The sequence below is a fragment of the Pigmentiphaga litoralis genome (assembly GCF_013408655.1).
Classification (GTDB): Bacteria; Pseudomonadota; Gammaproteobacteria; order Burkholderiales; family Burkholderiaceae_B; genus Pigmentiphaga; species Pigmentiphaga litoralis_A.
Window position 1 is genome coordinate 4,013,601 of record NZ_JACCBP010000001.1, and the last position, 14,781, is coordinate 4,028,381.

14 protein-coding genes are annotated in these 14,781 nt (G+C 64.8%); 10 read left to right on the forward strand and 4 right to left on the reverse strand.

All coding sequences use genetic code 11. The features are described from left to right. Positions 1–338: 338 nt before the first annotated feature. The 3 genes from HD883_RS18300 (at position 339) to HD883_RS18310 (ending at position 4,243) form a co-directional block, all read left to right on the forward strand. Positions 339–2,012, forward strand: a complete 1,674-nt coding sequence (locus HD883_RS18300) for a UdgX family uracil-DNA binding protein (protein WP_179582843.1) — start codon at positions 339–341, stop codon at positions 2,010–2,012. Positions 2,013–2,125: 113 nt separating this feature from the next. Continuing rightward, a complete protein-coding gene (locus tag HD883_RS18305; RefSeq protein WP_179582841.1) occupies positions 2,126–3,112 on the forward strand; it encodes an alpha/beta hydrolase in 987 nt (328 codons plus the stop codon). Between the two features lie 93 nt (positions 3,113–3,205). Then, the gene (locus HD883_RS18310; protein WP_179582839.1) at positions 3,206–4,243 is read left to right on the forward strand and encodes an alpha/beta hydrolase; all 1,038 of its coding nucleotides are present in this window, start codon (positions 3,206–3,208) and stop codon (positions 4,241–4,243) included. Here HD883_RS18310 and HD883_RS18315 read toward each other — a convergent pair. Both HD883_RS18315 and HD883_RS18320 read right to left on the reverse strand, forming a co-directional pair. Then, complete coding sequence (locus tag HD883_RS18315) at positions 4,228–5,289, reverse strand: bifunctional nicotinamide-nucleotide adenylyltransferase/Nudix hydroxylase (RefSeq protein ID WP_179582837.1); 1,062 nt, start codon at positions 5,287–5,289, stop codon at positions 4,228–4,230. The two genes, HD883_RS18310 and HD883_RS18315, sit on opposite strands and share 16 nt — an antisense overlap. A 73-nt stretch (positions 5,290–5,362) precedes the next feature. Further along, the gene (locus HD883_RS18320; RefSeq protein ID WP_179582835.1) at positions 5,363–6,262 is read right to left on the reverse strand and encodes a cysteine hydrolase; all 900 of its coding nucleotides are present in this window, start codon (positions 6,260–6,262) and stop codon (positions 5,363–5,365) included. Between the two features lie 138 nt (positions 6,263–6,400). Here HD883_RS18320 and HD883_RS18325 point away from each other — a divergent pair, with 138 nt between their 5' ends. Both HD883_RS18325 and HD883_RS18330 read left to right on the forward strand, forming a co-directional pair. Further along, complete coding sequence (locus tag HD883_RS18325) at positions 6,401–6,697, forward strand: acylphosphatase (protein ID WP_179582833.1); 297 nt, start codon at positions 6,401–6,403, stop codon at positions 6,695–6,697. Between the two features lie 143 nt (positions 6,698–6,840). Further along, a complete protein-coding gene (locus HD883_RS18330) occupies positions 6,841–7,614 on the forward strand; it encodes a hypothetical protein (RefSeq protein ID WP_179582831.1) in 774 nt (257 codons plus the stop codon). Here the strand turns inward: HD883_RS18330 and HD883_RS18335 are convergent. Then, positions 7,599–8,519 carry a LysR family transcriptional regulator gene (locus HD883_RS18335; RefSeq protein WP_179582829.1) on the reverse strand — a complete coding sequence of 307 codons (921 nt, stop codon included), beginning with the start codon at positions 8,517–8,519 and terminating at the stop codon, positions 7,599–7,601. The genes HD883_RS18330 and HD883_RS18335 overlap by 16 nt on opposite strands. Positions 8,520–8,653: 134 nt before the next feature. On the opposite strand from HD883_RS18335, the gene HD883_RS18340 reads away from it, so the two are divergent. The 5 genes from HD883_RS18340 (at position 8,654) to HD883_RS18360 (ending at position 14,173) form a co-directional block, all read left to right on the forward strand. After that, the gene (locus tag HD883_RS18340; protein WP_257022286.1) at positions 8,654–9,643 is read left to right on the forward strand and encodes a tripartite tricarboxylate transporter substrate binding protein; all 990 of its coding nucleotides are present in this window, start codon (positions 8,654–8,656) and stop codon (positions 9,641–9,643) included. A gap of 49 nt (positions 9,644–9,692) precedes the next feature. Beyond that, the gene (locus HD883_RS18345; RefSeq protein ID WP_179582827.1) at positions 9,693–11,141 is read left to right on the forward strand and encodes a UbiD family decarboxylase; all 1,449 of its coding nucleotides are present in this window, start codon (positions 9,693–9,695) and stop codon (positions 11,139–11,141) included. Between the two features lie 168 nt (positions 11,142–11,309). Next, on the forward strand, positions 11,310–12,617 hold the full coding sequence (locus HD883_RS18350) for a 3-isopropylmalate dehydratase large subunit (RefSeq protein WP_179582825.1): 1,308 nt from the start codon (positions 11,310–11,312) through the stop codon (positions 12,615–12,617). Further along, positions 12,614–13,141 (forward strand): hypothetical protein, encoded by a 528-nt coding sequence (locus tag HD883_RS18355; RefSeq protein WP_179582823.1) that lies wholly within the window; start codon positions 12,614–12,616, stop codon positions 13,139–13,141. The genes HD883_RS18350 and HD883_RS18355 overlap by 4 nt, the downstream gene beginning before the upstream one ends. A 39-nt stretch (positions 13,142–13,180) precedes the next feature. Continuing rightward, positions 13,181–14,173: a Bug family tripartite tricarboxylate transporter substrate binding protein gene (locus HD883_RS18360; protein WP_179582821.1), complete on the forward strand. Its 993-nt coding sequence runs from the start codon at positions 13,181–13,183 to the stop codon at positions 14,171–14,173. Positions 14,174–14,189: 16 nt separating this feature from the next. Here HD883_RS18360 and HD883_RS18365 read toward each other — a convergent pair whose 3' ends face one another. Further along, the gene (locus tag HD883_RS18365; protein WP_179582819.1) at positions 14,190–14,693 is read right to left on the reverse strand and encodes a hypothetical protein; all 504 of its coding nucleotides are present in this window, start codon (positions 14,691–14,693) and stop codon (positions 14,190–14,192) included. Between the last annotated feature and the right edge of the window lie 88 nt (positions 14,694–14,781).

Sequence of the window (14,781 nt, forward strand, 5' to 3'; positions counted from 1 at the left end):
CAGCCGCGGCGGTGGATCTGGCTGGCCTGACGTCGTGGGGTATGGACGACGCGGCGGATGGTCGGTCGGGCGACCCGCGAGTGGCTCGGGCATTGCAGCAAGAAGCGTGTGAAGCCCTGGCGATGAATGCGTCGCTGGAACTGGGTGCGGGTTCGGCGGCACCGTGGCAGTTGACGCCGCCGGCGTCGGGTGCAGGCGGGTCGGCTTCGGGGACTGCGGCATCTTCTCAGTCACTGCCGAAGGCGCCAGCCAAGGCAGCACCGGCCGCCACGCGCCGCCGCAAGGCCGCTGTCGTCAACGAAGCCGCCGAGCACACTGCCGACCTGTTCGGCTGATCCATGGCGGGCGGATTTTCCGGAGACTTGTTCGACGCGCCGCCCGGCCCCGGGCAGGCCGCGTCCGATCCTGGCGCCACGGGTCATACCGCGACCGCTGCGAGCGATCACGGCGCCAGCGCGCATACCAATACCCCCCGTGTCATCACCCTGGATTCCCAGGTGGACCTGGCAGGCTTTCGCCGCCACGCGCGCGAACTGCTCCGCGAGCAGATCCCCCCCGAAGCCGTAAGCTGGCAGGTGCGCGATGTCGCCACGTCCGACCTGTTTACGCAGGTGATGCCTGAGGATGACGGCGCGGCGGTGAACGCGGTCAGCGGTGCGGCAACGGTATCGCCGCACACCCGCCAGCCCGCCTCCAATGACGCGCCGGCCCTCGACATTCGTGTTCCCGCCGACTTCCTGACACTCTGCAAGACCGCCATCCTGCACAGCGCGCCGCAACGCTTTGGCGTGTTGTATCGCCTGCTGTGGCGCCTGGTGCGCCAGCCCGATCTGCGTCACGACACGTTGGACCCCGATCGCGTTTACCTGGAAAACCTGGCCCGTGTCGTGCGGCGCGACAAGCACAAGATGACGGCGTTTGTGCGCTTTCGCACCGTGCACGACGACACGTCCGACCAGCCGCTGCATGTGGCCTGGTTCGAACCCGACCATCACATTGTCGAAGCCACAGCGCCGTTCTTCCAGCGCCGCTTTGCGCAGATGCGCTGGGCCATCATGACGCCGGAACGGTCGGTGCAGTGGGACGGCAAGGCGTTGTCGTTCGGGCCCGGCATGCGCCGCGACCAGGCGCCTCCGGCCGATGCGGGCGAGGCGCTGTGGCTGACCTATTACGAAAACATCTTCAATCCGTCGCGCCTCAAGGTGCAGGCGATGAAGAACGAAATGCCGCGCCGTTACTGGCACAACCTGCCCGAAGCGGTGCTGATCGAACCCCTTGTGGCCGAGGCCAGCCGCCGCAGTGCCGGCATGATCGCGCAAGCGCCGACCGCGCCCCGCAAGCCGCGCCCCGTGGTGACGATGACGCATGCGCCGCGCGACGGCGCCGCGATGCCCAGCCGCGGCATGTCATTGCCGGAACTGCACAATGCCGCCCAGCGCTGCCGCGCCTGCCCGATCGGCCATTCCGCCACGCAGGTCGTGTTTGGCGAAGGCCGCACGCCGGCGCGGCTCATGGTCGTGGGCGAGCAGCCCGGCGACTATGAAGACCTGCAAGGCCGGCCTTTTGTCGGGCCCTCGGGCCAGCTGTTCGAACGCGCCCTGACGCAACTGGGATGGTCGCGCGACGCGCTGTACGTCACCAATGCCGTCAAGCACTTCAAGTTCGAACTGCGCGGCAAGCGCCGGATCCACAAGACGCCGGCGCAGGCCGAAGCCGATGCATGCCTGCAGTGGCTGGAAAGCGAGATCGACCTGGTCAAGCCGCAGGCCATCATTGCGCTGGGCGCCACCGCCGCGCGGTCGCTGATGCGGCACCCGGTCGCCGTGACGCGGGAACGCGGCCAGTGGCTGCAACGCGCCGATACCCGGCCGGTATTGATCACGCTGCACCCGTCGGCCCTGCTGCGCATGCAGGACGGTGACAAGGACGCGGCCTTCCGCCAGTGGCTGGACGATCTTGCCGCTGCCACGCCCTACGCGATGAGCCCGGGCGACGCCGAACTCGTTCCTTGAGGCATTGGTTCAGAATGACGGCTGCGGCCGGCGTCGCCTGGGGCGTCCAGGGTAGCCAGGGCAGTGCCGAATCTGCATTCTTCGCCCTGCAGCGCCGGTCCGATCCGCCAGCCATGTCATTCCTTTCCAAGAAGCCTTCGATGTTCAACGCCCTCTCGCCGTCGCACCTGTTGCACTTGAGCAAGCTGACCCTCCTTGCAGCCTGCCTGTCGTTCCAGGCCGCAAGCGCGTCCGACGCCGTGCCAGCCCCGCAAACGGGCAACCTTGCGGCTCCCCCGTCAAGCCAGCTTCCCACGACATCGAACCAGCCCCGGATCCAGGAATTTGTCATGACGTCCCGCGACGGGCAGGACTACCAGATTTCCATTTCCGCCCCGGCGGACGAACCGCCCCCTTCGGGCTATGGCGTGATGGTCGTGCTCGATGCCAATGCCTACTTCGGCACGGCAGCCAACGCCATGGAACTGATCCGGCAATTCCCGTTGGTGCCCGAGGGCGGCAAGCTGGTCGAAACCGCGCCCACGCTGGTGGTCGGCGTGGGTTACCCCAAGGGCCAGGTAATCAATGGCGTCCGCCGCACCCGGGACTTCCTGCAGCCCGCGCGCAACCCGGCGTCGCTGGAACGGCTGCGCGGTCCCCAGCCCGGCGGCGCCGATGCGTTCACAACCTTCCTGACGGAAGAACTGCGCACCGCCATCGCGGCGCGATTTCCTGTCAATGCCAAGCGCCAGACGCTGGCCGGGCATTCGCTGGGCGCATCCTACGTGCTGCAGGTGCTGGCGGAACGGCCCGATGCATTTCAACGGTATGTCGCGATCAGTCCCGCCGTGTGGTGGGACGACAGCCGCATCCTGACCGACCTTGCCAGCGCCAGGTTCGGCAACGCCAAGGTGATGCTGACCATGGCGCAAGACGAATGGCCCGGATGGCCCGTGGGGTCGACCGAAATGCTGGACGGCGCGCGCGCCGTGCGCGATGTGCTGCTGAAGGCCGGCTTGCCTGGCGAAGCCTTGCGTTATGTCGAGATCCGCGATCAGGACCACATGACCACGCCGTTCGCCGTCATGCCGATGGCGACCCGCTTTTCGGCACTGCCTTGACGTGACGAATATCCCCTATGCTTGCGGGAACAATATCTGCTGAGTGCGGGCGTACGGCCGCACGTGCGGCCTACCCTTTTCCTGGAGCATCACATGAGTCTGGTCGACACCTTGAAGTCTGTCGTCGGCATGGATCCCACCAAGCATGCCGACCCGGACATGCTGACCGTCCTGGATGCGCTCAAGCGCCTGGAGCCCAAGCCCCTGCAAGACCTGGAAGCGCCTGAAGCGCGCCGCCAGCCCGGTCCGGCCGACGCCGTGCGCAAGGTCATGCTGGAGCAGGGCATCTCGCCGCCGCTCAGCGATGTCATCACGCAAGACATCACCATCCCTGGCCCGGGCGGCAACAATGCCGCGCGGGTGTATCGGCCGGAAGGCATCGGCCCCTTCCCCGTCATCCTGTACTTTCACGGTGGCGGCTGGGTGATCGGTGACATCGATACCTACGATGCCACGCCCCGAGCGATCGCCACACTGACCCGCTGCATCGTCGTGTCGGCCCACTACCGGCAGGCGCCGGAACAGAAGTTTCCGGCCGCGCATGCTGACGCCAACGCCGCCTACGACTGGCTGCTGGCCAACGCCGCGTCACTGGGGGGAGATGGCCACCGCGTTGCCGTCATGGGTGAAAGCGCCGGTGCAAATCTTGCAATCAACGTCGCCATCTACGCGCGCGACTACGACCTGCTGCCGCCGGCCCACCAGGTACTGGTCTACCCGGTCGCCGGCAACGATACCGGCACGGCGTCGTATCACGAAAATTCCAACGCCCGCCCCCTCAGCAAGGACATGATGCTGTGGTTCATCGAACAGGTCGTCCGCACGCCTGAGGACAAGAACAGCACACTGATCAATGTGCTGGGCGCGGACCTGAAAGGCCTGCCGGCCACGACAGTGATCACGGCCGGCATCGATCCGCTGCGTACCGATGGGGAAAAGCTGGTGGAGCGCCTGCGAGAAGCCGGCGTGCCGGTCGAACACCAGAACTACGAAGGCGCCACCCACGAGTTCTTTGCCATGGCGACCGTGGTGCAAGCCGCCAGGCATGCCCAGGCCATGGTGGCCGCCAAGCTCAAGGCCGCCCTGGGCGTGCCCGATACGGCGCCCGCGGCGGGCTACGTCGTCAGGTAACCCGCGCCGGCATCGGTGATGCCAAGAAAGTGGTCCAGCATGTGAAAGTGGTCATCGTGAAAGCGGTCTTCCATGGCCGCCAGATCGGCGATCGTCACCCACTGCGCTGACGCGGCGTCGTCTCCGCCCCGCACCTCGGGCAGCTCGTCGCTGTCCAGTTCAAAGTAATGCGCATGGGTGATGATGCGGCCGCGCTGACTGCGATCGGGGTGATCGAACACCGCCACATTGCGCAGCGCCTGGGCCAGGTCGCTTTCCAGCAGGCCCAGGTGCGTTTCTTCACGCAGCTCGCGTACGGCCGACTGGTAGACCGTTTCGCGTGCTTCCAGAAAGCCGCCCGGCACGGCAAACAGACCCTTGCCTGGCGCCTGTCCCCGCTGGATCAGCAACACGTGGTCCTTGCAACGAAGCACGGCGTCTACCGTGGTGAAGACCGGTGGATACGGCGCCATGGCCCACTCGGCCTTGTAGGCGCGTAGCGTGCGCCACTCTTCCGACAAGGGCAGCAGGAACGGCAAGGCCAGCCACGCGCGAAGGAAACTCAGCGTGCCCGCCGGCACGTGCGGCGCCACCACGGCCAAGGCGGCCTCAGGATCGTCCTTGCCCTGGAACAGCGCATCGCGCAGATGGACGGCATCAATGGCGCCCATCCTGTCCTGCGGCATCAGGTTCCAGCCCGGAAAGCGCCGCAGATAATCGCTGGTCGCATCCTTGAAGTGACCGATCAGCCCGATCCGCGCGCCCTGGGCGGCAATCTTGCCGACCTCGCGGCGCACCGCGGCCACCCATCGCGCATCGTCGTAGTAGTCGCGCATCGACACGAACACCATTCGCGCCTGCTCTTCAGGCGTCAGGTTCAGATTGATCATTGCGATCCGTTCGTCGCGCGTGAACGGGTTGCGCGGCGTGCGCGCCTGATGGCAGGACCCAAGCACCACCACGCATTGTTCGCCGCGTTGCAGGCCCTGCTGCAGCAGCGCCAGGTGTCCGAGATGGAAGGGCTGGAAACGCCCGATATAGACCGTCAGGTCATGTTCATACGCCATGCTGTCCTCGATGATTCTTCAAGACGTGATCGTCTGGTTGCAGGGTTCGCCGTGCGCGGGCCCATGGGCGGCGTCACGCACGGGCCGCACCGGGTGCATCGCCCGCCGCTCCGGCCGTCATGGCGTCCAGCACCCGCGCCACGCCATGGCTGTCCGCGAGATGCACGCCGCGTTCCCGCATGGCCGACAGAAATGACGCCTGCGCCGCGTCGAACTGCCCGACCGGGCTCATGCAATCCGTCAGCAGCACCATGCGCCGGGCACGGTCGGCGGGCAGGTAGTCCAGCAGATGTTCCGTGGTGGCCTTGACGCAATGGCTGCCCGCTTCCCCCGCCACCACCAGCACATCGGCCGCGGCCGCCCAGTCCACCAGCCCCTGGTTCACCTGCGTGCCGGGGTCGGTATCGTCAGGCACTTCGGCCAGTACCGCGCTGTAGTGTTCCGTCCAGGCGTTCATGCCCTTGCGCCAGGTTTGCCTGGAACGCCCCGTTGCAGCTTCCCAGGCACCTGCCGCCGTACCCACGGCCGCGTGGACCTGATGCCCCCAGGTTCCCATCTCGCAATGCACCGGCCAGACCATCAGGCGGTAGCGGCCGCGTCGTTCCAACTCATCCAGATAGGTCAACGCGCGCGGCAGCGACGCGGCGTCCCGGGGCACCACGCTGCCGGCACGAACCTCGGCCGCCGTCACTTCGGTAAATGGCGCCACGTCGCTGCCGTCGCCGTGTTGCCAGAAGGTCGGATGCGCAATGTCCAGCCGATGATGACTGTCGAGCGTGACGCCGATGTCGGTCAGCGTCGTGCCCATCGTGTCGATCACGCCGGCCAGCCGCAGCATGTCGGCATGCGCACCGGGCACCGGCAAGCTGGGCGCCACACCCGAAGGAACGGCATCGGCGGGCAGATCGCAGAAATCGTTCTGCGGATCGATGATCAGCAGGCGGACGTCAAAGGAAGAAGCGGTAGCGGACATGGCGGCAGGCAATCAAGGCGTAAAAGTCAGGGACGTGCTGGGTACACTACACGACTTCCTTGCAGACGACACCGGGTCGGCCGCTTCGGGCCGGACACTTCTGTCCACCCGGCGCAGCCACCGACCCGCTCCGCCACCATGAAAAAGATTGATCCCCACACTCCTGTCGAAACCCTCAAAGTCCATGTCACCGGCCGCGTCCAGGGCGTCGGCTACCGCCTGGCCACCGTCCGCCGCGCCCACCTGATCGGCGCCCGCGGCTGGGTCCGCAACAACGACGACGGCTCGGTGGAAGCCCTCGTCCAGGGCACGCCCGACCAGGTCGACCAGATGCTTGAATGGCTGCGCCAGGGGCCACCCGGCGCACGGGTCATCGACCTCACCACCGAAACCCAGTTTTCCGACCGCCGCTACGAAAAGTTCGAACAGAACTAAACCTTTTGCCTGCGCGACACGCCGGGTAACAACTCGGCATGGGCCGGCGGGCCGGATCGGCATTCGGATCGCGGTAAGGTAAAGCGGGCTGTCGAGCGCATGGGTGCGTTCGACGGCCCGTCTTGTCCTAGCTTCCGGTGACCATGTCCAACCCGTTTTTTTCTCCCCTCAAAGACGAGGATTCCCCCTTTCCGCACTACGCACAGGTAGGCGATGGCGTCGCGCTGAGCGCAGAGATCGGCCTTCTGCCGTCCCTGCCCCGCCGCAAGTGGCTCAAGCTGCTCAATAGCACCCGGCCCCTGGCCATGCCCGCCCTGCCCGAATCGGCCGTCGTCTACACCGCGCGCACCGAAAGCCGCTTTGGCTACGAAGAACGCACGTCTGTTCTGACCGGCTACTTCGACACTCCTGCGGGCGAAGCGCAGTTCACGGAGTATCTGGCCACCCTGCACGACGCCGCGCAATCCTTGTCCGCCGCGGCCCGCGAACGCTGCCGAGAAAACCTCGAAGCGTGGGACATCGCGCTGCTGGTGGCCGACGACGACGCCGAAGACGGCGCGCGCGAAATCCCGCTGATGGCATTGAGCTTCGACGAACTGCAACGCGTGCTGGACTACCTGGATGCGCCGGTGACCGACGCGCCCGTGACCTGGTCCCTGCCCGCTGCCGCCGCCGATGCCGCGGGTGTGGACGCGGCACCCAGCGCGGTCTTCGGCGAAAAAACGGTTGCGACCGGCAACGTTGTCGTCATCCACTACATCGACTTCGACGAATACGAAGGCCAGGCCGTGTCACCCGACGGCGAACCGCGCCTGCATCAGGTGGAGGTGAACCGCGACTGGCTGCGAGAGGTGCTGGGCACCACCATCCGGCGCACGCGTGAACGGATCCGGAGATTGACTCAGTCGTTGGGCTGAGAATTCATCCGCGCGTCGTTGATGGCGCGGATGTGCTTGATCAGCGTACTGACAAACGCCAGGGCCGCGGGCGACAGGGGCCGCCTGGGATGGGTGACGCAAATCAGCTGCCGCGACACCCGTGGGGCTTTCAGCAGATAGCCCTGGACTTCCCCACGTTGCAGCGGTCCACGCACGGCAACCCGTGGCAACACGGTGCCAAAGTCGCTGCGACCCACCAGGATAAGGATGGCGCTGATCGAGTCGAGTTCGACCGACGGTTGCAGCATGACGTCTTCCGCTTCCGCAAAGCTTTCAAGGATGCCGCGCAGGCCATGGCGACGGCTGGGCAGTACCAGCTTGATATCGGCAAGCTGTTTGAAGGGAACGCTGTCGGGCATGGGCGCGAAGTTCGGACCCGTCACCAGCAGCAGATCTTCTTCGGCAATCGGCTCGGTCATCAAGGCAAGCGAGCGTCGCGGTTTGTTGATGATGGCCGCGTCAAGCTGCCCGACCGACACGGCATCCGTCAGCGTCCCGCTGAAGCCGTCGGTCAACGACAGTTCCACCTTCGGATGCCTGTCGGAAAATTCGAGCAGCGCGTCAACCAGCACACCCTGCGCCAGGCTTTCGATCATGCCGATCCGCACCTGCCCCGACAGTTCGCTGGTGGTCTGCAGGACCTGCTCGCGTGCGCGTGCATAGTCGCCCAGCACCGGCAGAAAGAGCCGATACATGCGCCGCGCTTCGCTGGTCGGCTCCATGCCTTTCGGGTTGCGCACGAACAGGGCTTTGCCGATTTCTTCTTCGAGTTTGGCAATCTGCATGCTCAGCGCGGGCTGCACGATATTGAGCCGCCGCGCCGCGCGGGTCACCGACCCTTCTTCGTACAGACACACAAAATATTGGATCTGCCTGAACTCCATGCGGCCTCCGTGCTCGGCGCAACTCAATCAGATTTGGTGATGTGGTTTATCACTTTATATTAATTGACCTGATATAAGCGCATTCCTAGACTGCCCTGCATGTGGCCGATCAGAGCCGCTCCAGGAGACGCATCATGCCCGTCGCTTTCGCACGTTCCTTTGTCGTGGCCGCCACCTGCGCGGCGGCGGTGATGGGGCTGTGTGCCGCTGCCGCACACGCCCAGACCGACTACCCCAGCAAGCCCATTCGTATCGTCGTGCCGTATCCCACGGGCGGCTTCAATGACACCCTTGGACGCATCGTTGCCGCCAAGCTGTCGACCGCATGGAAGCAAACCGTGATCGTTGAAAACAAGCCTGGCGGCGGTACGGTGATCGGGACACAGGCCGTGGCCCAGTCACCGGCCGACGGCTACACCGTGCTGGTCGTGCAATTCCCCTTCGCGGCCAACCCGTGGCTGTACAAATCCCTGCCCTATGACAGCGCCAAGGCATTCGCGCCAGTAGTGCTGGCGGGGCGCTCGCCCATGTTGTTCGTGGTGCCCAGCAGTAGTCCGCTGCGCTCGATGCAAGACCTGCTGGCGCAAGCGAAAGCCCGGCCGGGGGCATTGAACTATGGGTCGTCCGGCGCGGGCTCGTCGAATCATCTGGCCATGGCGCTGTTCGAAAGCGTGTCGGGCACCCGCATGACGCAAGTCCCCTACAAAGGCAGCACGCCCTTGCTGACCGACCTGGCAGGCGGCCAGGTGGACCTTGCCATCGACTTGCTGCCCCACGCCTTGCCGTTCATCCAGTCCGGCCGGCTGCGTCCGCTGGCGATCGCCGGCACGCAGCGGTCCACCCTGATGCCCGATCTGCCCACCACCCGCGAGGCCGGCATCCCGTCCTATGAAGTCACGTCGTGGCACGGCCTGGTGGTCCCGGCAGGCACGCCACCCGCAATCGTTGACAAGCTCAATCGGGAACTCAACACCATCTTTGCCATGGACGACGTCAAGAAGACCTTCGCGCAGCAAGGCGTCGTTCCCGACGGCGGCACGCCTGCGCACTTCCAGCAGTTCATCGATGGCCAGATGGCGCTCTGGAAGAAGGTGGTCCACGACGCGGCCATTACTGCTGAATGACGCGCCGTCACGCCATGACGCATTTCCCTCTTTTCTTGGCCCAGCCCTGATGACCGACACCCCCGCCTCCCTCGGCACGCGCCGTGCCCCCTATACCGATCTGCGTCAGTGGCTGGCCCACCTGGATGCGACCGGCCGTGTGGCCGTCATGCGCGAAGGCGTGCCCTTGCAACACACCTTGGCCGCCATCGCCAAACGGCTCGACGGCCAGAAAGCCGCCTGCTTCCCCCGGCCAGGCGGCCACGCCATCCCGGTCGTGTCAGGCTTCATGGCCAGGCGCGCCTGGATCGCCGAAGCCATCGGCGTGCCCGAGTCCGGACTGCTCGCCCATTTCCGCGACGCGGCCGACCATCCCCTTCCCTGCAACGAAGTCCCGGGCCACGCCGCGCCCTGCCAGCAGATCGTGCATCGCGATGTCGACGTCCTCAAAGCGCTTCCGGTCCCCACGCACAGCGAGCACGATAGCGGCCCCTACATCACGGCCGGCCTGGTCATCGCACGCAACCCCGTAACGGGCGTGCAGAACGTGTCCATCAATCGCATCCAGGTCCACGACCGGCAACGCATGGCGATCCTGATGCTGCCGCGCCATCTGCTTGCCTTCTACCAGGCGGCCGAAGCACGCGGGCAGGCGCTGGATGTCGCCGTCGTCATCGGCGTCGACCCGCTGACACTGCTCGCCTCCCAGGCCATCGCACCGATTGATACCGATGAATTGGAGATCGCCGGCGCGCTGCATGGCGCGCCGCTGGACGTCGTCAAGTGCGTGACCAACGAGGTGCGCGTGCCGGCCCAGGGCGAGATCGTCATCGAAGGGCGCATCCTGCCGACCGAGCGCGCAGCAGAAGGCCCTTTCGGCGAATTTCCCAAGTACTACAGCGCGCGCGAATCCCGCGAAGTGATTCAGGTCGATGCCATCACCCATCGCGCGGCACCGCTTTTCCACACCATCATCCCGGCCGAAATGGAGCACTTGCTGCTCGGCTCCATTCCCCGCGAAGCCACCCTGCTCGCGCATCTGCAGCGCAGCTTTTCGAATGTGCTCGACGTCCACCTGGCGATCGGCGGCGTCGGCCGTTATCACCTGCACGTCAAGATCCGCAAGACCCACGAAGGGCAGCCCAAGAATGTGATCTGCGCGGCGTTCGGCGCGCACTACGACATCAAACAAGTGATCGTCGTCGATGACGATGTCGAGGTGCATGAACCGCTGCAGGTCGAATGGGCAGTCGCCACGCGGTTCCAGGCGGATCGCGACCTGGTCGTGATTGCCGGCGCGCAAGGGTCGGTGCTGGATCCGTCCACCACCGTCGGGCTCGACTTCAGCGATGGCGCGCCGCCTGCCCATCTGCAAGGCGTCAGCGCCAAGATGGGGCTCGATGCGACCCGGCCGGTGGCTTACCACGAACACGTCTTTACCAAGGTGCGTGTGCCTGGCGAAGACGACATCGATCTCAATGCCGAAATCGACCCCGCGGGTCGCGTGGATTTTTTATAAAGCGCACCGCATTGACCTGCTGGCCGCCAGCATGCCAGGGTAAACCCGTCACTGCGCCCGCAAAACAAGGCGCGCAATACTGCTTTGCAGATTCGCCCTCTGGCACATCATTGCGATTTCCCTATCCTGATCGTCGAGCAGAAAAAAAGACGAACGGAGACAGATCCAATGACCGCACTACAGGGGCAGACGATCGCCCAGAAAATTCTTGCCCGGCATGCCGGCAAGGACCGCGTCGAGGTCGGGGAGCACGTGACCTGCTCCCCGGATCACGTTGTCACGCAGGAACTCTACTGGCCCACCCATAAAGCCAATCTCGATGCCATTGGCATGGACACGGTGGCTCGCCCCGACAAGGCGGTGATCGTCATCGACCATACGCCATCGGCAGCAACCGGATCCAGGCATGCGGCCACGCATCGCCTGCTCAAGGATCTGACAGCCAAGCTGGGGATCGACAATTTCTTCGGGCCCAACACGGGGCTGCGGCATCTGGTCATGGTCGAGCGGGGCTTCGCCCGGCCGGGATCGCTCGTGTTTTCCGACGAAGGCAATATCGCCAGCATCGGCGCGGTCGGCGCGTTGAATATCGCCATGTCGTCCGACATTCTGGTCGCATTGCTCAAGGACGAGAACTGGGTCACGGTGCCGAAAACCGTGCGGGTCAATTTCCACGGCAAGCTCACGCCTGGCGCGTCGGCCCGCGATGTCATCCAGGGCATTCTGCGCGATTACGGCCAGGGTGAATTCCTGCAGTGCTGTGTCGAATACGGGGGGCCCGGCCTGGCCAGTCTCAGCATGGACGACAGGCAGACGATTCTTGCCTCGACCTTCCATGCCATGTCGGACACCGCGATCATGGATGTCGATGACATCGCCCTGGAGTATGTCGCGCAACGCGCCAACGGCAGGCCCTACGAGGTCCTCAAGAGCGACCCCGATGCCGAGTACGACCAGGTCATCGATATCGATTTGTCCGCCATCACGCCCATGGTGACGGTGCCGCCGCTGCAGACCAATGTCTGGCCGGTGCAATCCGTTGCGGGTCAGCCTATTCATCAAGCCAACATTGGATCCTGCGCGGGCAACCGGCTGCAGGACCTGCGCGACGCGGCAAGTCTTCTGCGCGGACGGCAGATCGCCAAGACCGTGACCATGTACGTGTCGCCCGGAAGCCAGAATGTCTATGCCGAAGCGGCGCGCGAAGGCTTGCTCGAAGTGTTCGCCAATGCCGGCGCGACGGTGTTGTCGCCGGGGTGCAATACCTGTTGGGGATACCTGGGCGTCCTGAATGCCGGTGAAGTATCCATCAGCACCCATCAATTCAACTACCAGGGCCGCAACGGCAGCGAAGAGTCGCATGTGTACCTGGCGTCGCCGCTCACAGTGGCCGCATCGGCGCTGCGCGGAATGATCTGCGATCCCCGCATCTATCTGGAAGATGCCCGCGCGCCCCTCGCCGGAGGTGACGCATGACATCGCCTTCCAACGAATTCGAGTGCCGTGGCCGGGTCTGGAAGTTTGGCGACCAGGTGTCGGGCGATGACGGGATCATCGACTTCTCGGCCGTTCGCGACGGGTTCGGCAAAGGCTTCGATCAGAAGCTGTTGACCGAGATGTGCTTTCGCCGCTTGAACCCCTTGTTTCCCGCACAGGTAAAGCCGGGCGACATCGTCGTCGGTGGCGTCAACTTTGCCCACCACAATCACATCGAAGTCAGCGCGGCAATCAAGCTGTCCGGCATTGCTGTCGTCCTTGTCGAGTCGTCCGAAACGGGTTTCATTCGCCGGGCGCTCAGCCAGGGGCTTCCGGTCGTGCTGATGCCGGGTATTACCAAGTTGGTTCAGGACGGTGATCAGATCAGCGTCAACCCGGCAACCGGACAGATCATCCTGGCCGACGGCAGCCACGTGCACGCCAAGCCGTTTTCCGATCGCATGGTGTCGATCTGGAAGGCGGGGGGTCTCGTCGCAAGCCTCAAACAAGAATTCGCACGTTAAAAGAACGCCGATCACGGCTACCCTGTTTTGGAGACACGCATGCCCATTCGTCCTGCGCTGCACCGGCGCCGCTTCATCGCCAGCACGCTGCTCGCCTTGACCCCGGTTACCTGGACAATCGCCCAAGCCGCCGATTGGCCGACCAAGCCGATCCATTTGATCTTTCCCTATGAGGCCGGCGGCGCGGGCGATCTGTTGACCCGCGAACTTGGCGAAGCGATGCGGGACGATCTGAAGGTTGCGTTCGTGACCGAGAACAAACCGGGTGGCGGCACCGTCATTGGCGCCACCTACGTGGCGCGGCAACCCGCCGACGGCTACACGATCCTGATCAATGGCCCCGCGACCAATGTCATCATGCCGGCCATCCAGCCCAAGGTGCCTTACGACCCGAACAAAGACTTTGCATTGATCGGCCTGTGGGCCGTGGTCGGGAACATGATCAGCGTGAACTCGGCGGTACCGGTCAAGACCGTTGCCGAACTGGTCGCGTACTCCAAGAAGAATCCAGGCAAACTGTTCTATTCCAGTCCGGGTGCCGGAACGGGTCCGCACCTGGGGGCCGAGCTGTTCAAGCAGATGACCGGCGCCGACATTACGCATGTGCCGTACAAGGGTGCCGCGGGGGCCACGCTCGCCTTGGTCAGCGGCGACGTGCAGGTGTCATTCGTCAACATCCCGCCGCAGGTGCCTCACGTCAAGTCCGGCAAGATCCGGCCACTCGCGGTATCGATGGCGGCGCGATCCACGCAGCTTCCGGACGTTCCCACCGCGGCCGAAGCGGGCCTGCCGGGCTACATTTCCGAATCATGGTTTGGGCTGTCGGTACCGGCTGGCACGCCCGCGGACGTTCGAAGCAAGCTGGAAGCGTCCATGCTGAAGGCCGCCAAAAATGCCGACCTGCGGGCCAAGCTGGCCGCGAACGGGGTCGAAGTCCGCCCCCTGCCGGCAGCGGAATTTGCCACGTATGTAGCGGCTGAAGAACAGCGTCTTCTGCCGCTGATCAAGAAATTGAACCTGCAGATGCAGTGATGCAAGACCGCCCGTGTCAGTCGGCAATGCGGTATTTGGGGCGAGGCATGCGAACCATGTTGACGCCCTCCAATCGCAGCAGTTGCGTGGTGGCCGTGCGGCTGGGCCGATGGACGTCGCCCAGCAGGTAAAGGTGCACGTCGCCCGGATGCATGGCGTATTCGCGGCGCGGTGTCACCAGGCCGTCGGCATCGGGGCCGGGCGCCTGCCGCACGTCGTAATCGACCATGTGCGTCACACCCGACACCTGGCCGTAGATCGACCAGGTGGCGCCATGGTCATGCGGCTCGCCTGTCTTGGCGCCTTCGAACCGATGGGTGACGACACAGAAGTGCCGAAGGGAATCTTCATGCAGCAGCGTTCTGGGCCCATCGCACTGCGCAAAAATTTCCTGAAGGAATGCCGGGTCGGCAAGATAGGCCGCCATCACCGTGCCGGCCTGGCGTTGATCGGCAGGCGATTCCGGATCCGACAGGGCGCTGCGGACGTCGGCAATGAATTGGGTCAGGGTCTTGGGCAATGTCGCTCCTTGGAAGTCGGGGTGCAGGGCGCCGAATCAATCAAGCAATGTCGCCGGCCCACGAGTCGGCCGATGATACCGTCAGGAG